Annotated in this window: 15 protein-coding genes; 7 read left to right on the top strand and 8 right to left on the bottom strand. The window is 47.9% G+C overall.

Going from position 1 to position 18,380, the window contains the following annotated elements; genetic code table 11:
• Positions 1–418: 418 nt before the first annotated feature.
• Complete coding sequence (locus AC1DXC_RS00765) at positions 419–1,297, bottom strand: DUF58 domain-containing protein (RefSeq protein WP_477457212.1); 879 nt, start codon at positions 1,295–1,297, stop codon at positions 419–421.
• A gap of 89 nt (positions 1,298–1,386) precedes the next feature.
• Positions 1,387–2,382 carry an AAA family ATPase gene (locus AC1DXC_RS00760; protein WP_477457211.1) on the bottom strand — a complete coding sequence of 332 codons (996 nt, stop codon included), beginning with the start codon at positions 2,380–2,382 and terminating at the stop codon, positions 1,387–1,389.
• Positions 2,383–2,768: 386 nt separating this feature from the next.
• On the opposite strand from AC1DXC_RS00760, the gene AC1DXC_RS00755 reads away from it, so the two are divergent.
• The 5 genes from AC1DXC_RS00755 (at position 2,769) to AC1DXC_RS00735 (ending at position 9,311) form a co-directional block, all read left to right on the top strand.
• The gene (locus tag AC1DXC_RS00755; RefSeq protein ID WP_477457210.1) at positions 2,769–3,395 is read left to right on the top strand and encodes a DUF4159 domain-containing protein; all 627 of its coding nucleotides are present in this window, start codon (positions 2,769–2,771) and stop codon (positions 3,393–3,395) included.
• 35 nt (positions 3,396–3,430) lie between these two features.
• The gene (locus AC1DXC_RS00750) at positions 3,431–4,063 is read left to right on the top strand and encodes an RDD family protein (RefSeq protein ID WP_477457209.1); all 633 of its coding nucleotides are present in this window, start codon (positions 3,431–3,433) and stop codon (positions 4,061–4,063) included.
• Positions 4,064–4,131: 68 nt separating this feature from the next.
• Entirely contained in the window at positions 4,132–5,766 is a 1,635-nt protein-coding gene (locus AC1DXC_RS00745) for a TldD/PmbA family protein (protein WP_477457208.1), read from the top strand.
• Between the two features lie 3 nt (positions 5,767–5,769).
• Positions 5,770–7,107 carry a TldD/PmbA family protein gene (locus AC1DXC_RS00740; RefSeq protein ID WP_477457207.1) on the top strand — a complete coding sequence of 446 codons (1,338 nt, stop codon included), beginning with the start codon at positions 5,770–5,772 and terminating at the stop codon, positions 7,105–7,107.
• A gap of 203 nt (positions 7,108–7,310) precedes the next feature.
• On the top strand, positions 7,311–9,311 hold the full coding sequence (locus tag AC1DXC_RS00735) for a WD40/YVTN/BNR-like repeat-containing protein (protein ID WP_477457206.1): 2,001 nt from the start codon (positions 7,311–7,313) through the stop codon (positions 9,309–9,311).
• Between the two features lie 124 nt (positions 9,312–9,435).
• Here the strand turns inward: AC1DXC_RS00735 and AC1DXC_RS00730 are convergent, their stop codons facing one another.
• The 6 genes from AC1DXC_RS00730 to AC1DXC_RS00705 form a co-directional block, all read right to left on the bottom strand.
• The gene (locus tag AC1DXC_RS00730; RefSeq protein WP_477457205.1) at positions 9,436–12,105 is read right to left on the bottom strand and encodes a TonB-dependent receptor; all 2,670 of its coding nucleotides are present in this window, start codon (positions 12,103–12,105) and stop codon (positions 9,436–9,438) included.
• The gene (locus tag AC1DXC_RS00725) at positions 12,102–13,055 is read right to left on the bottom strand and encodes a GLPGLI family protein (protein WP_477457204.1); all 954 of its coding nucleotides are present in this window, start codon (positions 13,053–13,055) and stop codon (positions 12,102–12,104) included. Before AC1DXC_RS00725 ends, AC1DXC_RS00730 begins: the two co-directional genes overlap by 4 nt.
• 371 nt (positions 13,056–13,426) lie before the next feature.
• Positions 13,427–14,089: an RDD family protein gene (locus AC1DXC_RS00720; protein ID WP_477457203.1), complete on the bottom strand. Its 663-nt coding sequence runs from the start codon at positions 14,087–14,089 to the stop codon at positions 13,427–13,429.
• A 52-nt stretch (positions 14,090–14,141) separates the two neighbouring features.
• Positions 14,142–15,122 (bottom strand): LiaI-LiaF-like domain-containing protein, encoded by a 981-nt coding sequence (locus AC1DXC_RS00715; RefSeq protein WP_477457202.1) that lies wholly within the window; start codon positions 15,120–15,122, stop codon positions 14,142–14,144.
• A gap of 2 nt (positions 15,123–15,124) precedes the next feature.
• Positions 15,125–15,766, bottom strand: coding sequence for a PspC domain-containing protein (locus AC1DXC_RS00710; protein ID WP_477457201.1), 642 nt, complete (start codon positions 15,764–15,766; stop codon positions 15,125–15,127).
• Between the two features lie 31 nt (positions 15,767–15,797).
• Complete coding sequence (locus AC1DXC_RS00705; protein WP_477457200.1) at positions 15,798–16,502, bottom strand: SDR family oxidoreductase; 705 nt, start codon at positions 16,500–16,502, stop codon at positions 15,798–15,800.
• Between the two features lie 119 nt (positions 16,503–16,621).
• On the opposite strand from AC1DXC_RS00705, the gene AC1DXC_RS00700 reads away from it, so the two are divergent.
• Positions 16,622–17,353 (top strand): MlaE family ABC transporter permease, encoded by a 732-nt coding sequence (locus AC1DXC_RS00700; RefSeq protein WP_477457199.1) that lies wholly within the window; start codon positions 16,622–16,624, stop codon positions 17,351–17,353.
• The gene (locus AC1DXC_RS00695) at positions 17,350–18,102 is read left to right on the top strand and encodes an ABC transporter ATP-binding protein (protein ID WP_477457198.1); all 753 of its coding nucleotides are present in this window, start codon (positions 17,350–17,352) and stop codon (positions 18,100–18,102) included. The genes AC1DXC_RS00700 and AC1DXC_RS00695 overlap by 4 nt, the downstream gene beginning before the upstream one ends.
• The last annotated feature ends 278 nt before the right edge of the window (positions 18,103–18,380 follow it).

Below are 18,380 nucleotides of genomic sequence, written 5' to 3'. Positions count from 1 at the left end.
TGTGCCGAGCATAGCGCTAATGTCCGCTTGCAGAGTTTACTCACCCCGACATCGCTATCGCTTGTCGACCCTCTCTGCTTCGCAAAGAGGGTGAAGAAATATAGCCACCATGTCTCCCCCTCTTTACGAAGTGGAGAGGGGGCGGGGGGTGAGTCCACTCGCGATGCGGACAAGGCCGCTATGTATTGAAAACCTGAGTAGGCAAAACTAAAAAAAGCGGGGGATGTGCGATTCCCCTCTTGAGAGGGGTGGACGGGTGTGTCCTCTGCGTCGAGCTTTGCGCCATTGCTTTGCGGCGAACACACCCCCGCCACCGCGCTGCCCGGCGCACCCCCTCTCGAGAGGGGAGCAAAAAAACCGTTCCGAAACTCATCGTTGCGGATAAAGCTATTATAAGATATTAAATTCGGTTGCCTTCTCATAACGCCCCCTTCTTCCTTTGCACCAAAAAATCACGCAGGGCTTCGTCAAGCGGTTGCGCCGTGCTCAGCATCCGGTACGAAATACGTTTGCCTAATAGCGTTGAGCGGATTGCCGCCAAATGCTGCTGCAATTTTTCGGTATAGGCATCTTTTGCGCGTTGCGTGTTTACTTGTATGGCTTCGCCTGTTTCCAGGTCTTCCAGTGTAGAATATCCTTTGAAATCAAAATCAAGCTCGTTCTGCCCCATCAGGTGGAAAACGATGATCTCATGTTTCAGGGCCGAAAGCGAACTGAGCAGGGCGTCAATCTCCCCCTCCGCCTGGTACATATCGGTTATAAAAACCAGCAGTTCCTTGCGGCCATTGCCTGCAAACAACTCCTTATAATGTACGGGTTTGGTGAACGTGCCCGTTGGCTCGAGGCCTTGCAAATGATAGAACAGGCGTTGCAGATGCTGCGGATCGGGTTTGGAGGGGAGCGAGAACAGCTCGCCATCCTTAAACACGTTCAGTGCAACCGAATCGCCCTGCAGGTTGGCCAAATAAGCCAGCGATGCAGTCAAGGCTTTGGCATAATCTATTTTCTTTATGCCGTTATCATCATGGTTCATGGAGGCGCTGGCATCCACCAAAAACCTTACGGAAATACTGGTCTCTATCTCCGATTCGCGGATGTAGTATCGGTCACTGCGGGCAAACATGCGCCAATCGAGCCAGCGCAGGTCGTCGCCCGGCTGGTAGCTGCGGTACTGGCTAAACTCCAGTCCGGGCCCCTTTACGGTGCTTTTGTTGAACCCATTCATAAAGCCATCGATAACCGTTTTCGCCAGTAACGGCAAATCCTTAATGGTCATTAATACTTTGGGGTCGAGCACAGTTTGATTTACGATTTTAGATGTACGATTTTAGATTCTGTCTGAACCGCTGATTTTAATGATAGAATGATTTCGCTGATGCGTGATTTTTATATACCGCCCTGACGTTCGATGATTTTCAGCAATTCCTCCGTCACCCTGTCAGAATTTATGCCCTCGGCTTCGGCTTTAAAGTTCATCAATATGCGGTGCCTTAAAACGGCCGGGGCCATGGCATGGATATCTTCCATCAATACCGAATACCGGCCTTTCAGCAAGGCGCGGGCTTTGGCCGTCAGGATCAGTGCCTGCCCTGCACGCGGGCCAGCACCCCAACGCACCCATTCCTTTATATAGGTTACTTCGGTTGTATCGGGCCGGGTGGCGCGGATGATATGGCTTACATAGCGCGTCAGGTCCTCATTGATGGTAACCTGCCTTACCAGCTCCTGCGCCTGGGTTATTTCTTCGGCGGTGATAACGGCTTTTACGTCGGCCTTTTTTGTGCCGGTGGTGCGGTTCAATATCGCAAATTCTTCCTGCTCGGTTGGGTAGCCAATTTTTATCAGCAATAAAAATCGGTCTAACTGTGCCTCTGGCAGCGGATAAGTGCCGGCTTGCTCAATGGGGTTTTGCGTGGCGAGGATAAAGAAGGGCTTATCCAGCGGGTAAGTTTGCCCGCCGTAGGTTACCTCAAATTCCTGCATGGCTTCCAGCAGGGCCGACTGTGTCTTAGGCGGCGTCCTGTTTATCTCATCCGCCAATATAATATTGGCAAATAACGGCCCCTTATTAAATTTGAAGAAACGCTTGCCGGTGGCATGGTCCTCCTCCAATATCTCCGTACCGATGATATCCGTCGGCATCAAATCGGGTGTAAACTGTATGCGCCTGAACGAGAGATGCAACGCCTGCGACATGGTTTTTACGATGAGCGTTTTCGCCAGGCCGGGTACGCCCTCCAGCAGGCAATGCCCGCCGGCCAAAAAGGCCACCAGCAGTTCGTCCAATATATGGTCCTGCCCTACTATTACCTTTTGTATCTCGGTTTTCAGCTGCGGTAATTTGGCCAGCAGGGTTTTGATGTTAGTCTCGGTAAGTTCCAATCTTATCGTGTTTATAATATATGTCGTTTGTTTTGTGCGCCATAGCGATGGGTTTGAAACCTATCGCTATGGCATGTGTCGTTATTTGACTCACCCCGACGGCCCGCATGCGCGGGCGTCGACCCTCTCTGCTTCGCAAAGAGGGTTAAAAATGAAGCTCACCCTCTTTTCCGCAGGAAGAGAGGGTCGGGCAGCGAAGCGAACCCGGGGTGAGTCAACGGGTAGGCGGCATTCCCCACCAACACCCTCACAAGATATTACCCTTTTAACTAAATACCCAGTTTTTTTACCAAAAACCCAACAAAGTATCTAAAACTTTACAACGTTGTTAGCTTATCATAAGCAAGGGGCAAAAATTTTATCCTAATTTTAGGGTTTTGTAATTGATGGCACAAGGCGCAAAGTTTACTTTTACCAGGTTAAGTTACCATAGCGGCGATTGGGATACCGACCAGCGCATGCCCTCAAACCTGCTCAACTCGCTGGTAGAATACACCACCATCCCCATCGACCCGCACGAAAAGGTTATCCCCCTCAGCAGCGACGATATCTTCAATTACCCCTTCTGCTACCTTAGCGGCCATAAACTCGTACAGTTCGACACGAAGGAAAAGGCCAATTTCAAAAAATACGTGCAGAACGGGGGCTTCGTATTCGTTGACGATTGCAATCACGATATTGACGGGCTTTTCGCCAAATCGTTCGAAGCGCAAATGGCGGCACTGTTCGGGCCTGCTGCTTTAAAAAAGATACCCAACAACCATAAGCTTTATCACTCCTTTTTCAGTTTTGATAAAGGACCGCCTACCACGTCATTCGAACTGAACGGCTGGGGCGACGACCTGGTGCACGATTATCTTAAGGCTATAGAAGTAGATGGCCGCATAACCGTATTGTACAGCAGCAAAGATTATGGCTGCGAATGGGATTACGATTTCCGCAATAAGCGCTTCCTGGCCGAGGATAACACCAAATTCGGGGTGAATATTATTGTTTACGCCATGAATTCATGATGCGGTTTACCTATGTTTGCTATGGTTAACACTAAATGATGAACGATACTTACTACATACTGGATAATGGCCAACAAACAGGCCCCTACACGCTTAAAGAACTGTTTGAGCTGGACCTGGATGTAGATACCATGGTTTTAACGCCCGGTAACGAAGAAGGGCAGGAAGCATCTTACATCCCTGAATTATTTGAGTATTTTGAGGCCAGAGGTATATATTTCCCTACAGAAGGCAATCTGGCTAACTTTTGGGTAAGGCTGCTGGCTTATTTTTTAGATTTGTTTATCATTTCGATAGTGCTTTCCCTTGTTGCACAGGATTATGTTTTGGAACTTTCCAAATCATTCAATATAGAAAACCCTAACCAAGCCCAGGCTATCGAACGCTTGAAATTCAGCATGGCGCTATATGTGCTGTTGGCATTGTATAACACGCTTTGCGAATCGACCCCGATGCGCGGCAGCATCGGTAAGAAATTGTGTCGGCTGGCCGTAGTTGACGCCGATGGCCGCAGGCTTGGTGTTGGCAGGGCATTACTACGCAATTTTTTTAAAATATTATCAAGCTTGCCCCTTAACATCGGTTTCCTACCGATTCTTTGGAACGAACGCCGCCAGGCCTGGCACGACAGGATTGCTAAAACCTACGTTATCCGCCGCGACGTTTAACAAAAACACCCACGAAGGTTGTTTTCATCGGGTGTGTTTGCCTATATTAGGCTTTTAATCGTATCACCTTGAAAAGAAAAGATTTCCTTTACCTTACCGGCATGGGCATCAGCGCAACCATGCTCAGCAGGATGACCGCCATGGGCAGCCCCGTGGTACCCGGCACCGTTTTGCGCGATGTTGATGTAGCCCTTAAAAAACGCATGGCGGATGTTGCCCTCAACGCAGCCCGCTCAAAAGGCGCCACCTATACCGATGCGCGCATAGGCCGCTACCTTAACCAGTTTGTGGTTACCCGCGATAAAAACATCGAGAATATTGTGGATACCGAAAGCTACGGCATGGGCATCCGCGTTATTGCCAATGGCTGCTGGGGCTTTGCCGCTACCGATAAGCTGGATAACGATAGCATTGCACGCGCGGCCGAAACAGCTGTGGCAATAGCTAAAGAAAACGCCCGCATACAAAGCGAGCCTGTGCGACTGGCCCCACAGAAAGGTTACGGCGAGGTAAGCTGGAAAACGCCTATCGAAAAGAATGCCTTCGAGGTGCCGATGAAGGACAAAACCGACCTGCTGTTATCCGTAAATGATGCTGCATTTAAAAACGGCGCCAGCTATGCGCAGTCGGTATTGTTTTTTGTGAACGAGCAGAAATACTTCGCATCAACCGATGGCTCGTACATCGACCAGGATATCCATCGTATATGGCCAATTTTTGGTATGACGAAAGTCGACGAAAAGAGCGGAAAGTTTGAAACCCGCAGCAGCTTAAGCGCGCCACGCGGCATGGGTTACGAATACTTAATCCCGCGCGAAAGCGATAAAATAAAAAGCCAAACCACCCTATACCGCGACCGCTACGATATGCTGGAAGATGCCGGTGCAGCGGCTTTGCAGGCTGCTCAAAAGCTCAAGGCAAAATCGGTAGAGCCGGGCAAATACGACCTGGTGCTCGACCCAAGCCACCTGTGGCTCACCATCCACGAATCGGTTGGACACCCTTCAGAACTCGACCGTGTGCTGGGTTACGAAGCCAACTTTGCCGGTACCAGCTTCCTCACGCTCGATAAATGGGAATCGAAAAAATTCAAGTTCGGAAGCGAGCACGTAAACATTGTTGCCGATAAGCTGCAGCCGGGTTCGCTTGGTGCGGTTGGTTATGATGATGAAGGCGTAGGCACTAAGCAATGGGATATCATTAAAGACGGCATACTGGTAAACTACCAGGCCATCCGCGATCAGGCGCATATCATCGGCCTTACCGAATCGCAGGGCTGCTGTTACTCGCAAAGCTGGCAGGATGTACAGTTCCAACGCATGCCGAACATCTCCCTGCAACCGGGCAAAACCCCGCTGAATGTAGAGCAGATGATTAGCAAGGTAGAAAAAGGCATCTACATTATCGGCGATAGCTCTTTCTCTATCGATCAGCAGCGCTACAACTTCCAGTTTAGCGGGCAACTTTATTACGAGATAAAGAACGGCAAAATAGTAGGTATGCTGAACGATGTAGCCTACCAGGCCAACACGCAGGAGTTTTGGAACAGCTGCGCCGCCGTTTGCGATAAAAGCGATTACCGTTTGGGCGGCTCCTTCTTCGACGGAAAGGGCCAGCCGATGCAAAGCAGCGCGGTCTCTCATGGTTCATCAACTGCCCTATTTAAAGGGGTTAACGTAATTAACACAGCAAGAAAAATTTAAGATATGGCTATCCTAACTGAAGACGAATGCAAAGCGATACTGAAAAAGGCGCTTAGCTACTCCAAAGCCGACGAATGCGAAATAAGCCTTAACGGGTCCGATTCTGCCAATATACGTTACGCGCGTAATTCGGTATCAACCAGCGGCGCGTTAAGCTCAAGCAGCATGGCCATTTCATCTGCCTTCGGCAAAAAACTGGGGATTGTTACGCTGAATGAATATACCGATGAGGCTATCTCTGCTGCCGTAAAACGCTCGGAAGAGCTGGCTAAGCTGGCACCTGAGAACCCCGAGTATATGCCATTTTTAGGTCCGCAAAAGTATGATGCACCGGCAAAAACCTTCGTACCGGCGACTGCTGCCATTACACCGGCACAACGCACGGATATGGTAGCGCAAAGCCTCAACGTAGCCAAAGAGAACAAGCTTACCGCCGCAGGCTTTTTGCAAAACAGCGCAGGCTTTTCGGCCATGATGAACTCGCATGGGTTGTTTGCCTATAACACCTCAACCGATATCAACTTCTCGGTTACCCTGCGCACGGCAGATAGCCAGGGTTCGGGCTACTCCACAAAAAATTATAACGATGTTGCCAAGCTGGATACCCTTGCCTTTACCAAAATAGCAGCGCAAAAGGCAAGTGGCTCGGCAAGTGCACGCGCCATAGAGCCGGGCAAATACACCGTAATTTTAGAGCCTGCCGCCGGCATTGTTCTGTTAGAGCAATTGTACGGCAGCCTTGATGCCCGCAGTGCAGATGAAGGCCGCAGCTTTTTGAGCAAACCGGGAGGCAAAACCAAACTGGGCGAAAAACTGGTTGATGAACGCATCAATATCTACACCGACCCATGGCACCCCGACCTGCCCAGCAGTAGTTGGAGCGGCGACGGCCAACCGCAGGTAAAACGCAGCTGGATTGAAAAAGGCGTGGTGAAAAACTTTAACTATTCGCGCTTTTGGGCGCAGAAGAAAGGCGTTGCACCGATCCCCGGTGGTGGCAATATTATTATGGATGGCGGCACCCAAACATTAGAGGAACTGATAAAAGGCACCGCCAAAGGCATATTGGTAACCCGCCTGTGGTATATTCGCCCGGTAGATCCGCAAACGCTGCTGTTCACAGGCCTTACCCGCGATGGCACGTTCTACATAGAGAACGGCCAGATAAAATTCCCGATAAAGAATCTGCGCTTTAACGAGAGCCCGGTTATTATGCTGAACAATCTGGATGCTTTGGGCAAACCCGAGCGCACTGTAAGCGGCGAAAGCGGCCAAAGCGCTATGATTCCGCCTATAAGGATAAAGGAGTTTACGTTTACATCGCTATCGGATGCGGTTTAGTGAGTGATGAGCGGTTGCATTGCCTACTACCGCTCAAATTGAAACCCAGGGGGCGCAAGGTTGAGAAATCGATTTTGCGCCCTTTTTAGTTTAGCATTTTAGGCAAAACCTTAAAAAATGTTAAATCTGTTAATATTTATTTTCAGACACCGATATTAGCGTTACCTAACGTTGATCTTTTGCCATAAACCTTATTGAACGCCATGACACGCTGCCTGTATTTTATTTTATTGATAATGTTTTTCAGCATGTCGGCGCGCGCTCAAAACGAATATTTAGCCCGACTGCAAATCTTTGGTCGTACAAACGAATTCGGGGTTTCGCCCGATGAAGAGATTTGGGTTACGAACAGGGCAGGTAACTTATTCTATACTAGTCAAATTGGTCGACCATGGGAACTTGGCTCATTCGGCAGCCTTGATCGTTATTCGCCGAGTATAGGCGGCATTTTCGAGCGTATCAGTGTTATCTCCCGCGATACGCTCATCATCTCGGGGTATATAGACTCTGACAGGACACACGGCATTGTGTATTGGTCGGGAAACCACGGCGTCACCTGGAAAAAAGTAATATTTGGTAAAAGTAGTTGGCTTGATGCGTTCTTTGTTGACAATAAAGGCCGATGTTGGGCAAGCGGCAGTTCGCAGTTCATTTATTATTCAACTGATAAGGGCCAAACCTGGGCGACATTAGGCAAAGTAGAAAAAAAAGGGGATTTCAGGGTTAATGCTATCCATTTTGCCGATGACGGGATAACCGGCATTGCCGGATCGTATGATAACCAGATATACCGCACGTATAATAATTGTATCAGTTGGGAAAAACTGCCTACGCCTTTGTCGCAAAAGCGATACCAGTTGATTTCTATTGAAGATCGGGGCGAAATCCTAAAAATAAGGGCGTTCGGCGATTATTATATCGTGAACCAGCAAGGGCGTGTATTCATTAGCAAAAGTGACCATGTTGATTGGAGGTACTTGCCCGATGCAGACGATTTTGAAGTGAATGACCGCGGCGGATTATATACCGTAAACCGGGATTCGACGGTTCAGCTCTTCGATAATAATTTAAATAGCCTGTGGAAATCCGACAAAAAATTCGATAGTCCGCCCAAGGCGATCAGCGTAAAAAACGGGAAACTGTTTGCGCTTACGCCAGAGCATATCTACAAAGTAAGCCCAAAAGGTTTTGTTGAATCTGAATTATTAACCAGTCAAACAGACATCCCCGAGCCATATTTAAAGGTTACCTATAAAGACACCACATACGGATTTGCGGAAAGGGACATCCTAAAAATGGATAAAGCAAAAGGTAAATGGTACCGATTCCTTACGGTAGATTTCCCGATTGCGAACGCAGCTGTTTTTAAGAATGAACTTGTTATAGCAGAAGACAATTTCACAAAGCACTACCGCGTAGATACCGATAACAAAACCGTAAACACATTTGAGCTGCCCGCAACGCTATTCGGCAATAAAAAAGTGGAGGAGTGGCATATTGAAAGCGGCAGCCGGGGTTGTTTTCACTATTACAACAACGCCAGGCGATACCTGAGAAAGGGATCTGTATTTGTAGCAGGAAAAGCACCGGATAAAAAGCCTTTTCTGAACGCGATGAGTAAGCAACTTGCAGCAGCGAACATTGATAGGTTAGCGAAAATCATCGATACCGCAAGGTTTGAAAATATCCGCTTCAGCGATTTGAACATAAAAACCGCCGACGCGTTACGCTTTAAACAATATGTAGATAACCAACGGAAAAACGTACAGCAGGCAAAACAGAATGATGCAGATTATTACGACTTTGATAATCTTTACAATTTCCCGGGAGAAAATATCGATTTTGGTTTTTATAAACGCGCAGCCGATGCATTGCCCCATTTGCCGGCAGGCGACATTAACAACGCCTTTTGGCAAAACTACGGTAATTGGAGCACCACAATGGATTGGAGGCGCATAACCTTTGTATTTGCCGATAGCACCCAGGTGGTGATTGAAAACTCCGACGATAAGCCTAATTATTTGTGCACACCATGGGTTGTTACTTACCAAGGACTAAAATTCAGCACAAACTCTATAAAGTTTGGGCAGGAGTTAGACAGGTTGACCAAGGGCCAATTTTTCGATAAAACTGTTCGTAATAAGCAATACGCCATATTTAAAATTGCCGACTACCTGTACAGAAAGAAAATCAATATGCGATAAGTTAGCCACCACGTCCTTGCGAGCCACGGCGGGCAGGTGAGCGCGAAAGGGCGGCGTGGCAATCATCGGCAGGCCTTTTTTCTAATTTTTCCGACTCTTTCTACCCTTCTAACCTTTCCAGCCCTTATATATTAAACGTCACCTTCATCAGCAGAAACCTTCCCGGGATATTGTAAGTGCTTTGGGTGAACGAATTTGCCGAAAGGTACAGGGCGCTGTAGGTTTTGGTGTTGAACAAATTCTGCGCGCTTAGCTCCATATCCATCTTTGTTTTCTTGAATTTGTAACGCAGGCTGGCATCGGCAAACATGTACTTCAAATCGTTAGCCTGCTGCTGGTGGGTGTAATAATGGTCGCCGCTGATGGCGAAGAACAGGTTATCTGTTGGGTTGTAGTTCACCGATGCCTGCTGTATCAGCCGCTCGAATTTGCTGGTTGATGCTACAGCGGCTGATTTGCTGGTGGTTTGGTCGTAACCGGCCTTGTAGCTAAAGTTCACTTTGCTGCTCACTTTGGTGTCGGCACCAAAATTCAACGTTTTTGATACCGTGTTGTAAGGCAGGATAATGTTGTTGAGTATCTGGTTCAATTTGGTTGTTTGTACTGATAACCCCGCACTGAATGTAGTGCGCAGGTTGAAGGCGTATTTGCTGATATTGCCCGCCAGCGACCATGAATCGATATTGTTATTATAAGGTAGCACAATGCGCTGCTGTATATTATTGGTGAGCACGCTGGATGCTATATTGTTTGCATTTTGGTGCATATAGCTGGCGTTTATGCTGAAGAAAAACAGCTGTATAGCCCTGCGGAAATTAAACCCAAGGTTGGCCGACTGCGTTTTGCGTTCGGTTAGGTCGGCGTTATTGGCATACAGACTGCGGTAGTTTTTTAGGATATAGCCGTTATATACATCCTGTATGCTGCCGATATCGTTACGGAAACTATACCCCGCCGAAAAGTAATTCTCCACCCCGCTTTGGTATTTTAGGTACAGGCGTGGGTTAAAATACAGCCTGTCGAGGTTTTTATTCAGGCCGTAATACCCATCGTTGTAATGGATGTTGAGGTAGTTTACGGGCAGGCTGATATTTACTTTAAGGATGCTGCCGGGGATGTCATACCCTGCTTCGGCGTAGATTTTACGCCGCTGCCAGTCTAAGTTGTTCAATGCGCTATCTGCCACCAAATTGCTGCTGTTGTTCAGCTGGGTTAAGCTTAAATCAGATTTCAGCGTTTGCGATTGCAGGCTGAACCCGGCCCTGTAAGTTTGCGTTACGTTATTGCCCGGTATTTTATAACCCACATAGTTATTGGTAAACCAGGTGGGGATATCCGCAGTTTGGGTGAGCTGTTTATAAGCTACGCCGTTGTTAAAGACATCGGGGTTGAGGCCGGGGTCTATCACGCGGGTCTCCGGTTCGGTAGAGCGGTTAAGGTAGCTGTAGAGTTCGATGATATCATTCTTTTTAAAGGTTTTCATGTAGTTGAATTCGTTGGAGATATCCATCAAATTATCCTTGAAAACCTGGTTCACGGGCGTTCCGTTTGTAATCAATGCCGAGTAACCCGTGCTTTTGGCGTAATCGGCCACGAAATTATCGTACAGGTAAAATTTATCCTTGTTGATGTTGAGGCTTAGCTGACTGTGCAAATAATCGGGCCGGTACTTGTTTTTCTGCACCTCGGCGTAGCGTATGGTGTCGGTAGGCAAATAAAACTCGCTGAACTTGGTATAGGTTTGCTTCTGCGTATCGTGCAGGTACGATAGGTTGGCCTTCAGTTGCACGTCCTTTTTCAGGTTCACCAGGTTATTAAGGTTGATGATACCCGCCTGGTTAAACAGATAGCGGTTGCGCGGCAGGTCGGGGTCGCCTGCGGTACCCAGCGATAACACGGTTGCGGGCTTATCATTATCCAGCCGGGATAAATAACTGCCGTTATTATGCGCCACCAAATCGCCGGCTACATCAAAGTTGGTGTTGTTTACTTTGAGATAGTTGATGGCCTTGTATTTGTCCTTAAACATCATGGCGTTTATATCGGCGTAGTATTTATCGGGCAGGCCTGCGCCCAGGGTTTCCTGGCCCACCAATTGCAATTTGGCATCTTTCTTTATCGTGATATTCATGGCCACATCTTCGCTCACCACCTTATCTTTCAGCATTTTGATGGGCTGATGGTTATCCAGCACCTGCACCTTATCTACCACGCCCTGGGGGATAGAACCGGTGGCGATGTTGTACTTATCATCTGTAAGGTTATCACCACCGATGTAAAAGTTGGATATGGCCTTACCGTTGTAACTGATGGTACCATCCTTGGCCACGGTAACGCCGGGCAGCTTTTTAATCACATCGCCAATCACCCTATCCTGCGGACTGGCAAAATCAGATACCTTATAATCCAGCGTATCGCCATGCGCCCTCAATCGGGGGCTATTATCCTTTATGGTTACCGTTTTCAGTTGATTAGATGCCGCGCTCAATTTAAAGTTATAGGGTGATGTAAGCCCCTCCACTTTGGCGGTGGCCTTTTTAAAGCCCACGCAGCTTACCGCCAACTGCAGGTTGGCCTTGTCGGCATCGGCGGGTACGGCCAGGGTGTAGGCGCCCTTATCGTTAGTGGTGGCGTAGGCCAGTATCAGGTTGCCGCTTTTGAGGTTTACCGTGGCAAAGGAAATCCCCTTGCCCAAACTATCGGTAACCGTGCCTTTTATGCTTTGGGCAAGGCACGCGGTGGCACATAGCGTACATAACATGCACACCAGCGCAAACTTGCATAGCTTTATCATTTCTTCTCTGGCAGTTCTATCGGGTTATTGATCACATCGGGCGTGCCGCCGTTTACAACAACGGAGCGTATCTGCCTGTCGCCGCCAGCACCGGGGCCTTGGCCGCCCGGCCTCATTGCGGCATTACCGCCACCCATGGCGGCCATAAAGGCTTGCGGGTCTTTACGCATCGCAGCCTGCAACCTGTCGAACTCTTTTTCGGTAGTCTTAACGGCATTGGCGGGTAGTGCTATCAAATTGGGGTCAGTATTATCATCGGGGCCGCCTATCCTTATCATGGTGCCTCCTTGCCCGGGTGCCGGTTCGGCGGCCACTACCGGTTTATCAGATGCCGTAACCTGCTCCATCCCATCGAACTTAAACACTACCTCTTTATTGGTATCATAAGCCTCTACTATAAGGCCCGGCAAGCCGTTCAGTTTCCAGGGCCCTGTATGAAAGGGCAGGTCGGGGCAAAACCAGGCGGTATAATCGCGGCCTTTAAAGTGGCCCGTAGCCTTTTGGCAAAGCAAGGTGCCGAAGGTGGCGGTATCGGCGCTTATCTTCCAGCTGATGGCTGGCATGGGTTCTTCTATGAGGTAGGGCGTTATCAGGTTTTCCTTCCGAACCAACTGGCCTTTAGCGGCAAACTGGTAGTATTCTACCCGGGTGGTTGGCCTGCTGCCGCTTACTTTGATGTTTACGTTGCCGCTGCCTTTTTGCTCGGCCAACTGCTGCTCTATCTGCTTCTTCATCATGGCATCCTGCAGTTTGCGGTCGTAGCTTTTGTAGGCGCTGGAGCTTGGACCCAAAAACAGCACCATATTTTCGGTGTAGGGTTTGTCTTTCTGGGTGGTATCGCGCAGGTGCGAAAATTTATAATGAACGATGGCTTTGGCCATTTCGGGGCCCTGGGCCTGCACGTTGTGTACAACGATGCCAAACGTTAAAAGTAGGATTAAGCTTTTCATTTTACTGTGATATAATTATTAGAAATTAAGGTTGTTATCCGGGGTACACAGCAAATATAACTAGCTGATTAGTTAATCTACGATAATTTCGTAGAGTTTAACAATTTTTAACGTTTGGGGAGGGGGAAGGGGAATGTTGGAAGGTTGTAAAGTTGGAAGGTTGAAAAGTTTGAAAGTTAGAAAGTTGCAAAGCCGGAGACGATTTGCTTGCTTTTGATCAAAACCTTTCAACCTTAAAACCTTCCAACCTTAAAACTTTGATTAGAACCTTCCAACCTTAAAACTTTTCAACCTTAAAACTTTGATTAGAACCTTTCAACCTTCCAACATTTCAACCTTAAAACAAATGAACTAACCTTAAAACAAATGAACTAACCTTCCAGCCTATCTTTTAACACTACCGTATCTGCAATCATATCGTGCAGGGCTTGTTGTTTTTTGGTGAAGAAGATGAAGAAGTAGCCAATGAAGAAGGTAAGTACCGAAACTAATTTGGCTGCGTTTCGGCCAAGGGCGCGGGAGGTATCTATGCGCTCGCCGTACATATCGCACACGCGTATTTTGAGTAGTTGCTTGCCGTAGGTGCCTTGTTTGGGGCCGCTTTCCATTACTACGGCGTAAATGAGCCTGGCAGGTATGGCCAGCGCTACTATGGCACCGCCTATGCCCAGGCGTAGGTATTTGCTATCATCGCCGGGGAACAATATCAGCAGCAAAAACATCACTGCAAAAGCCACTAGCACGAACACCGCAAACATCAGGAACCAATCTACCACAGAAGCCGTAGCCCGCTGATCGAAACTGCCGAAGTACTGCATGGGCACCGGCTGCCTGCTAAAGCCAAAAAGTTGCCGTAGTTCGGCAACTTCATGGGCTTCTTTATAATCGTCCATCCCGGGGCTTTTAACAAAATCGCCGGGCTTTATCTTGCGGCTCCTGAGTTCTTCTATGCTGAAGGGCCCCTGGGGTTTGCCGGCTATCACCAGCACGTATTTTGGGGTAGTTGTAGGGTTGTTAAGGCCGGGAGCTTGCATATCTGTCAAAATTAAACATTTGTACCTATACCCTCCCGGCTCTTCATATAAATTAGTATCTCTTAACCTCGAAGCCCGACAGGCCGCCTTTCAGTTTGATGTACATCTTGTTCTTGGCGGCATCAAAACCGGGGGTTTCATAGTGGCTGTTGCCTTTATCATCGAACCCTTCAAAATCGTTAGACGACAGGCCCGAGCTGGTAGTAATGCTGCAGGCTGCATCCTTTGGTATCTGGATGGTAACACCCGATACACCTGTAGATACCTCAATATTGGTGTTAACCAGCGGCTGGCCCATCTTCACCTCGAACGATGCTGCACCGCCGTTGATGATGAGGTTCTTCACCTTGAATTTGCTCAGGTCGAAATCGAGCGCGCTGGCACCGGTCTTTACGTTGATATCCCATTCTGGTGCGGTGTTTAGTTTTATTACCGTTGAGTTCATGTTATCGCTATCCCAATGGAAATCTTTGCCTTTTTGGTCGCGCATTTTAAGGTTGGCGGTAAACACGCCGCTATCCAAGCTGTGGGTATAATCGTATTTGTTGTAGAACTCTTTGGTTACTGCATTGAACAGTTCGCCCGTGGTATCTTTTATGGTGTACTCGGATGCGCCGCCGCTGATGTTCAGATGCGCCGACTTGATCGTTGCTGCGTAAGGCTCGCTATAGGTGGTTGCACCCTCTACTTTTAAAACGCCATGCGATGCTGAAGTATCGTTGTCGTTGTCATCATCGTCGTCGTGGTCGCCGAAGTTCCAGTTGCCGTGACTATGGTTCCAGAAGTACCGGTGATTATTCGGCACGAAAGCCAGCAGGCAAAAACAAATTACCACTACCCCTACCTTTATTGCGGTGGCCCATGGGGCCGGGTTGTTGGATAGCAGCAGGTTTACGCCGCCCATTATCAAAAACACGGGCCATAAGGAGAATATGTTCTCCCACCTGAAGTTGATAACATGGAAGTTATGCAACATAATAAGGGCGCCTATCAAAACCAGGACAACGCCCGGCATTATCTTATTGCTTTTCATGGTTATATAGTTGTAGGGTTATCGGTTGATGGTTCGTCGGTTTTCTTGCTCAGGTCAAATGCTGAGGGTTTGGTTTTGTCCGCAACGTTATTATCGTCTACCGGCTCTTCGGTAGCTGTTGTGGCGGCGGTAGCGTTCCAGTCATGCTTTTCCCATGGTTGTTTTTTTTTGCCGGCAAATATTAATGCGGCACCTGCGCCTACTATAATGAGTGGCCAAAGCCTGTCGAAATCCCAATCGGGTATAATGTTCAGCTCGTTGGCTAAAAATATAGTGCCCAATACGATGAGCACCGCGCCGAATATCATGCCTGCATTAGAGGATTTCTTTATCGGCGTTACCGGCGGGAAGCCAAAGGGTTGGTTGAATGGCTGACCGAAGGGCTGACCAAAAGGTTGCGTTGGCGGCACCCGGTAATCTTTATCGTCTACACCCGGCCTGAAGTTAGGGTTAATGAACGAGTTGTTTTTTGGCAATACCACCAATAAGATAATGTACATTAAAAGGCCTGCGCCATGTGTTATGAATAATACAATAAATACCAGGCGTACGATGGTAGGGTCGATGCCTAAATAATCTGCAATCCCCGAACAAACACCGCCTATCATCTTGCCGTATTCGTTCCTATAAAGTTTCTTTTCCATTTTGTTTAGTTTTTTAATTGCGTTTAAATAATCAGATCTGTCCAAATTTTGGTGTAACAATCATCTCATCTACGTTGGCGCCTGTACTCATGTTGTAAATAGTTACGATGGCTTCTGCTATATCTTCCGGCATTACCATCTTGTTTTTATCAACCGTCATCCCCGCCCACGAATCTGTTAATGTTGAGCCGGGAATTATTGCTGTTACTTTTACTCCGTGTGGCTGCATTTCGAGTTTCATTACCTTATTAAGACCTAGTAACGCATACTTTGTTACGCTATACACCCCCGCCTCGGCTATGGGGTTTATAGCTGCAATAGAGCATATGTTGAATATATGCCCTTTACCGACAGAAACCATGCTTTTACCGAAGAAACGGTACAGTTCGTAGGCCGGCGTCAGGTTGGTATCTATCTGTTTTTGAAAGGAATCGTCGCTATCATCAAGTATAAACGAGTGCTTGTACATACCCACATTATTCACCAAAATGTCGACGAAACCCATGTTTTTCTCGGTGAATTCGGCAAATTTTTTGATATCGTCGCGTTTGCTCACGTCGGCAACCAGGGTATGCACAGTAATTTGGGGTGCTATCTGCAGTATCTCGGCCTTAAAATCTAATAATTCCTGCTCTTTGCGCGAACAAATTGACAGGTTTATCCCTTGTTTAGCGAAAGCTATGGCTACTGCACGGCCCATGCCTTTTGTTGCCCCGGTTATTAATGCGTTTTTCATAGTAGGTGTTATGTTTTCGGCAATTGCCGTGTAATATTCTTATTAAAAGTAACTCAATTATAACAGGCCGTAAAGCTTAAAATTAAAAAATGTATTTTTAACCAGATTTTGCATCAACCATGTTTTATAGTTTAGGAAAATATATGCTGCTGCTGCGCCTCAGCTTTAAGCGGCCCGAAAAGTTCAGCGTGTACTGGGCCGAAGTACTGCGCGAAATGGTGTCTGTTGGTATCGGTTCGCTGGGTATCATCAGCATGATTTCTTTATTTATTGGCGCGGCTACTACCATACAGGTAGCTTTTCAGCTATCCAACCCTTTGGTGCCGTTAAGCACCGCCGGCAAAATAGCGCGCGATTCTACCATCCTGGAATTCAGCCCAACCATTTCGGCACTGGTTTTGGCCGGCCGCGTGGGCAGCAGCATTGCATCGCAAATTGGCACCATGCGCGTTACCGAACAGATAGACGCGCTGGAAATTATGGGCGTAAACGCGCCTGGCTACCTTATAGCGCCAAAGATAATCGCCTGCGTTACCATGGTACCTATGCTGGTTATTATTTCCATTGTATTGGGCATGACCGGCGGCTGGATTGCCTGTCTTTTCGGCGGCGACGTAACCCCTGCGGACTACATCATGGGTTTGCGCGATGGCTTTTTGCCGCTCACCATCCAGGTAGCGCTGGTTAAGGCCTGTGCATTTGGCTTCATCATCGCATCAATTTGTGCCTACCAGGGTTTTTACACCTCGGGCGGCGCGCTTGAGGTGGGCCAATCGGCCACGCGTGGCGTAGTGTTCAGTTGCGTAATGATATTATTTGCCGATTTGGTGATCACCCGTTTAATGCTATGATCGAGATAAAAGACATCTACAAAACCTTCGGCGATAACGACGTACTTAAAGGCATCAGCGCCACCTTTAAAACCGGCAAGAACAACCTCATCATAGGCGGCTCCGGCTCGGGTAAAACCACCCTGCTTAAGTGCATCGTGGGTTTGCACGAACCTACCAAAGGCGATGTTTTTTTTGAGGAGGAGAATTTCACCGATATGGATTTCACCCAGCGCGTGCCCATCCGCACACAGATAGGCATGCTTTTCCAGAATTCGGCCCTGTTCGATTCCATGACGGTGGAGCAAAATATTATGTTCCCGCTGAACCTTTTCACCAGGCAATCGCACGCCGAAAAACTGGATCGCGCCAACTTTTGCCTGGAACGCGTGAACCTGAAAGATAAAAACAAACTGTACCCGGCAGAACTATCCGGCGGGATGAAAAAACGTGTGGGTATTGCCCGTGCCTTATCTATGCAGCCAAAATATTTGTTTGTAGATGAGCCTAACTCGGGCCTCGACCCCAAAACCTCTATCGTAATAGACGACCTTATCAACGACCTGACCGCCGAATACAACATGACCACCATTATCGTTACGCACGATATGAACTCGGTAATGGGAATAGGCGACCATATCATCTTTTTGCACGAGGGCCAGAAATGGTGGGAAGGCAGCAACAAAGAGATTGCCCATACCGATAATAAAGAACTAAACGAATTCGTTTTCGCCAGCAAATTTATGCAGGCATCGAAGGAGAAGTTGTAGTGGGCAGTTGGCAGATAGCAGTTTCAGAGAAATCGCCTTTAAACAAATTGATGATAGGAGGCACCTGCGGAGCCAAAATTCCTATTCTCAGATTGTGTAAACCTATAGCCGTATAAGACCGATTTCTATAAACAGGGTGCTCCTCTGGAGCGCTCAACATGGTTGAAACAGATTGACTCCGGCGGAGTCCCCTGTTTATAGACAAGCAATTATTTTTGGCTCCGTAGGTACCTCCTTTTTTACAGCGATTGCCCGCGCAAGTAACAAGGTTAAGATTC

This window comes from Mucilaginibacter sp. P2_D11, assembly GCF_056404435.1.
This window is presented reverse-complemented; position numbering and strand designations above follow the sequence as displayed.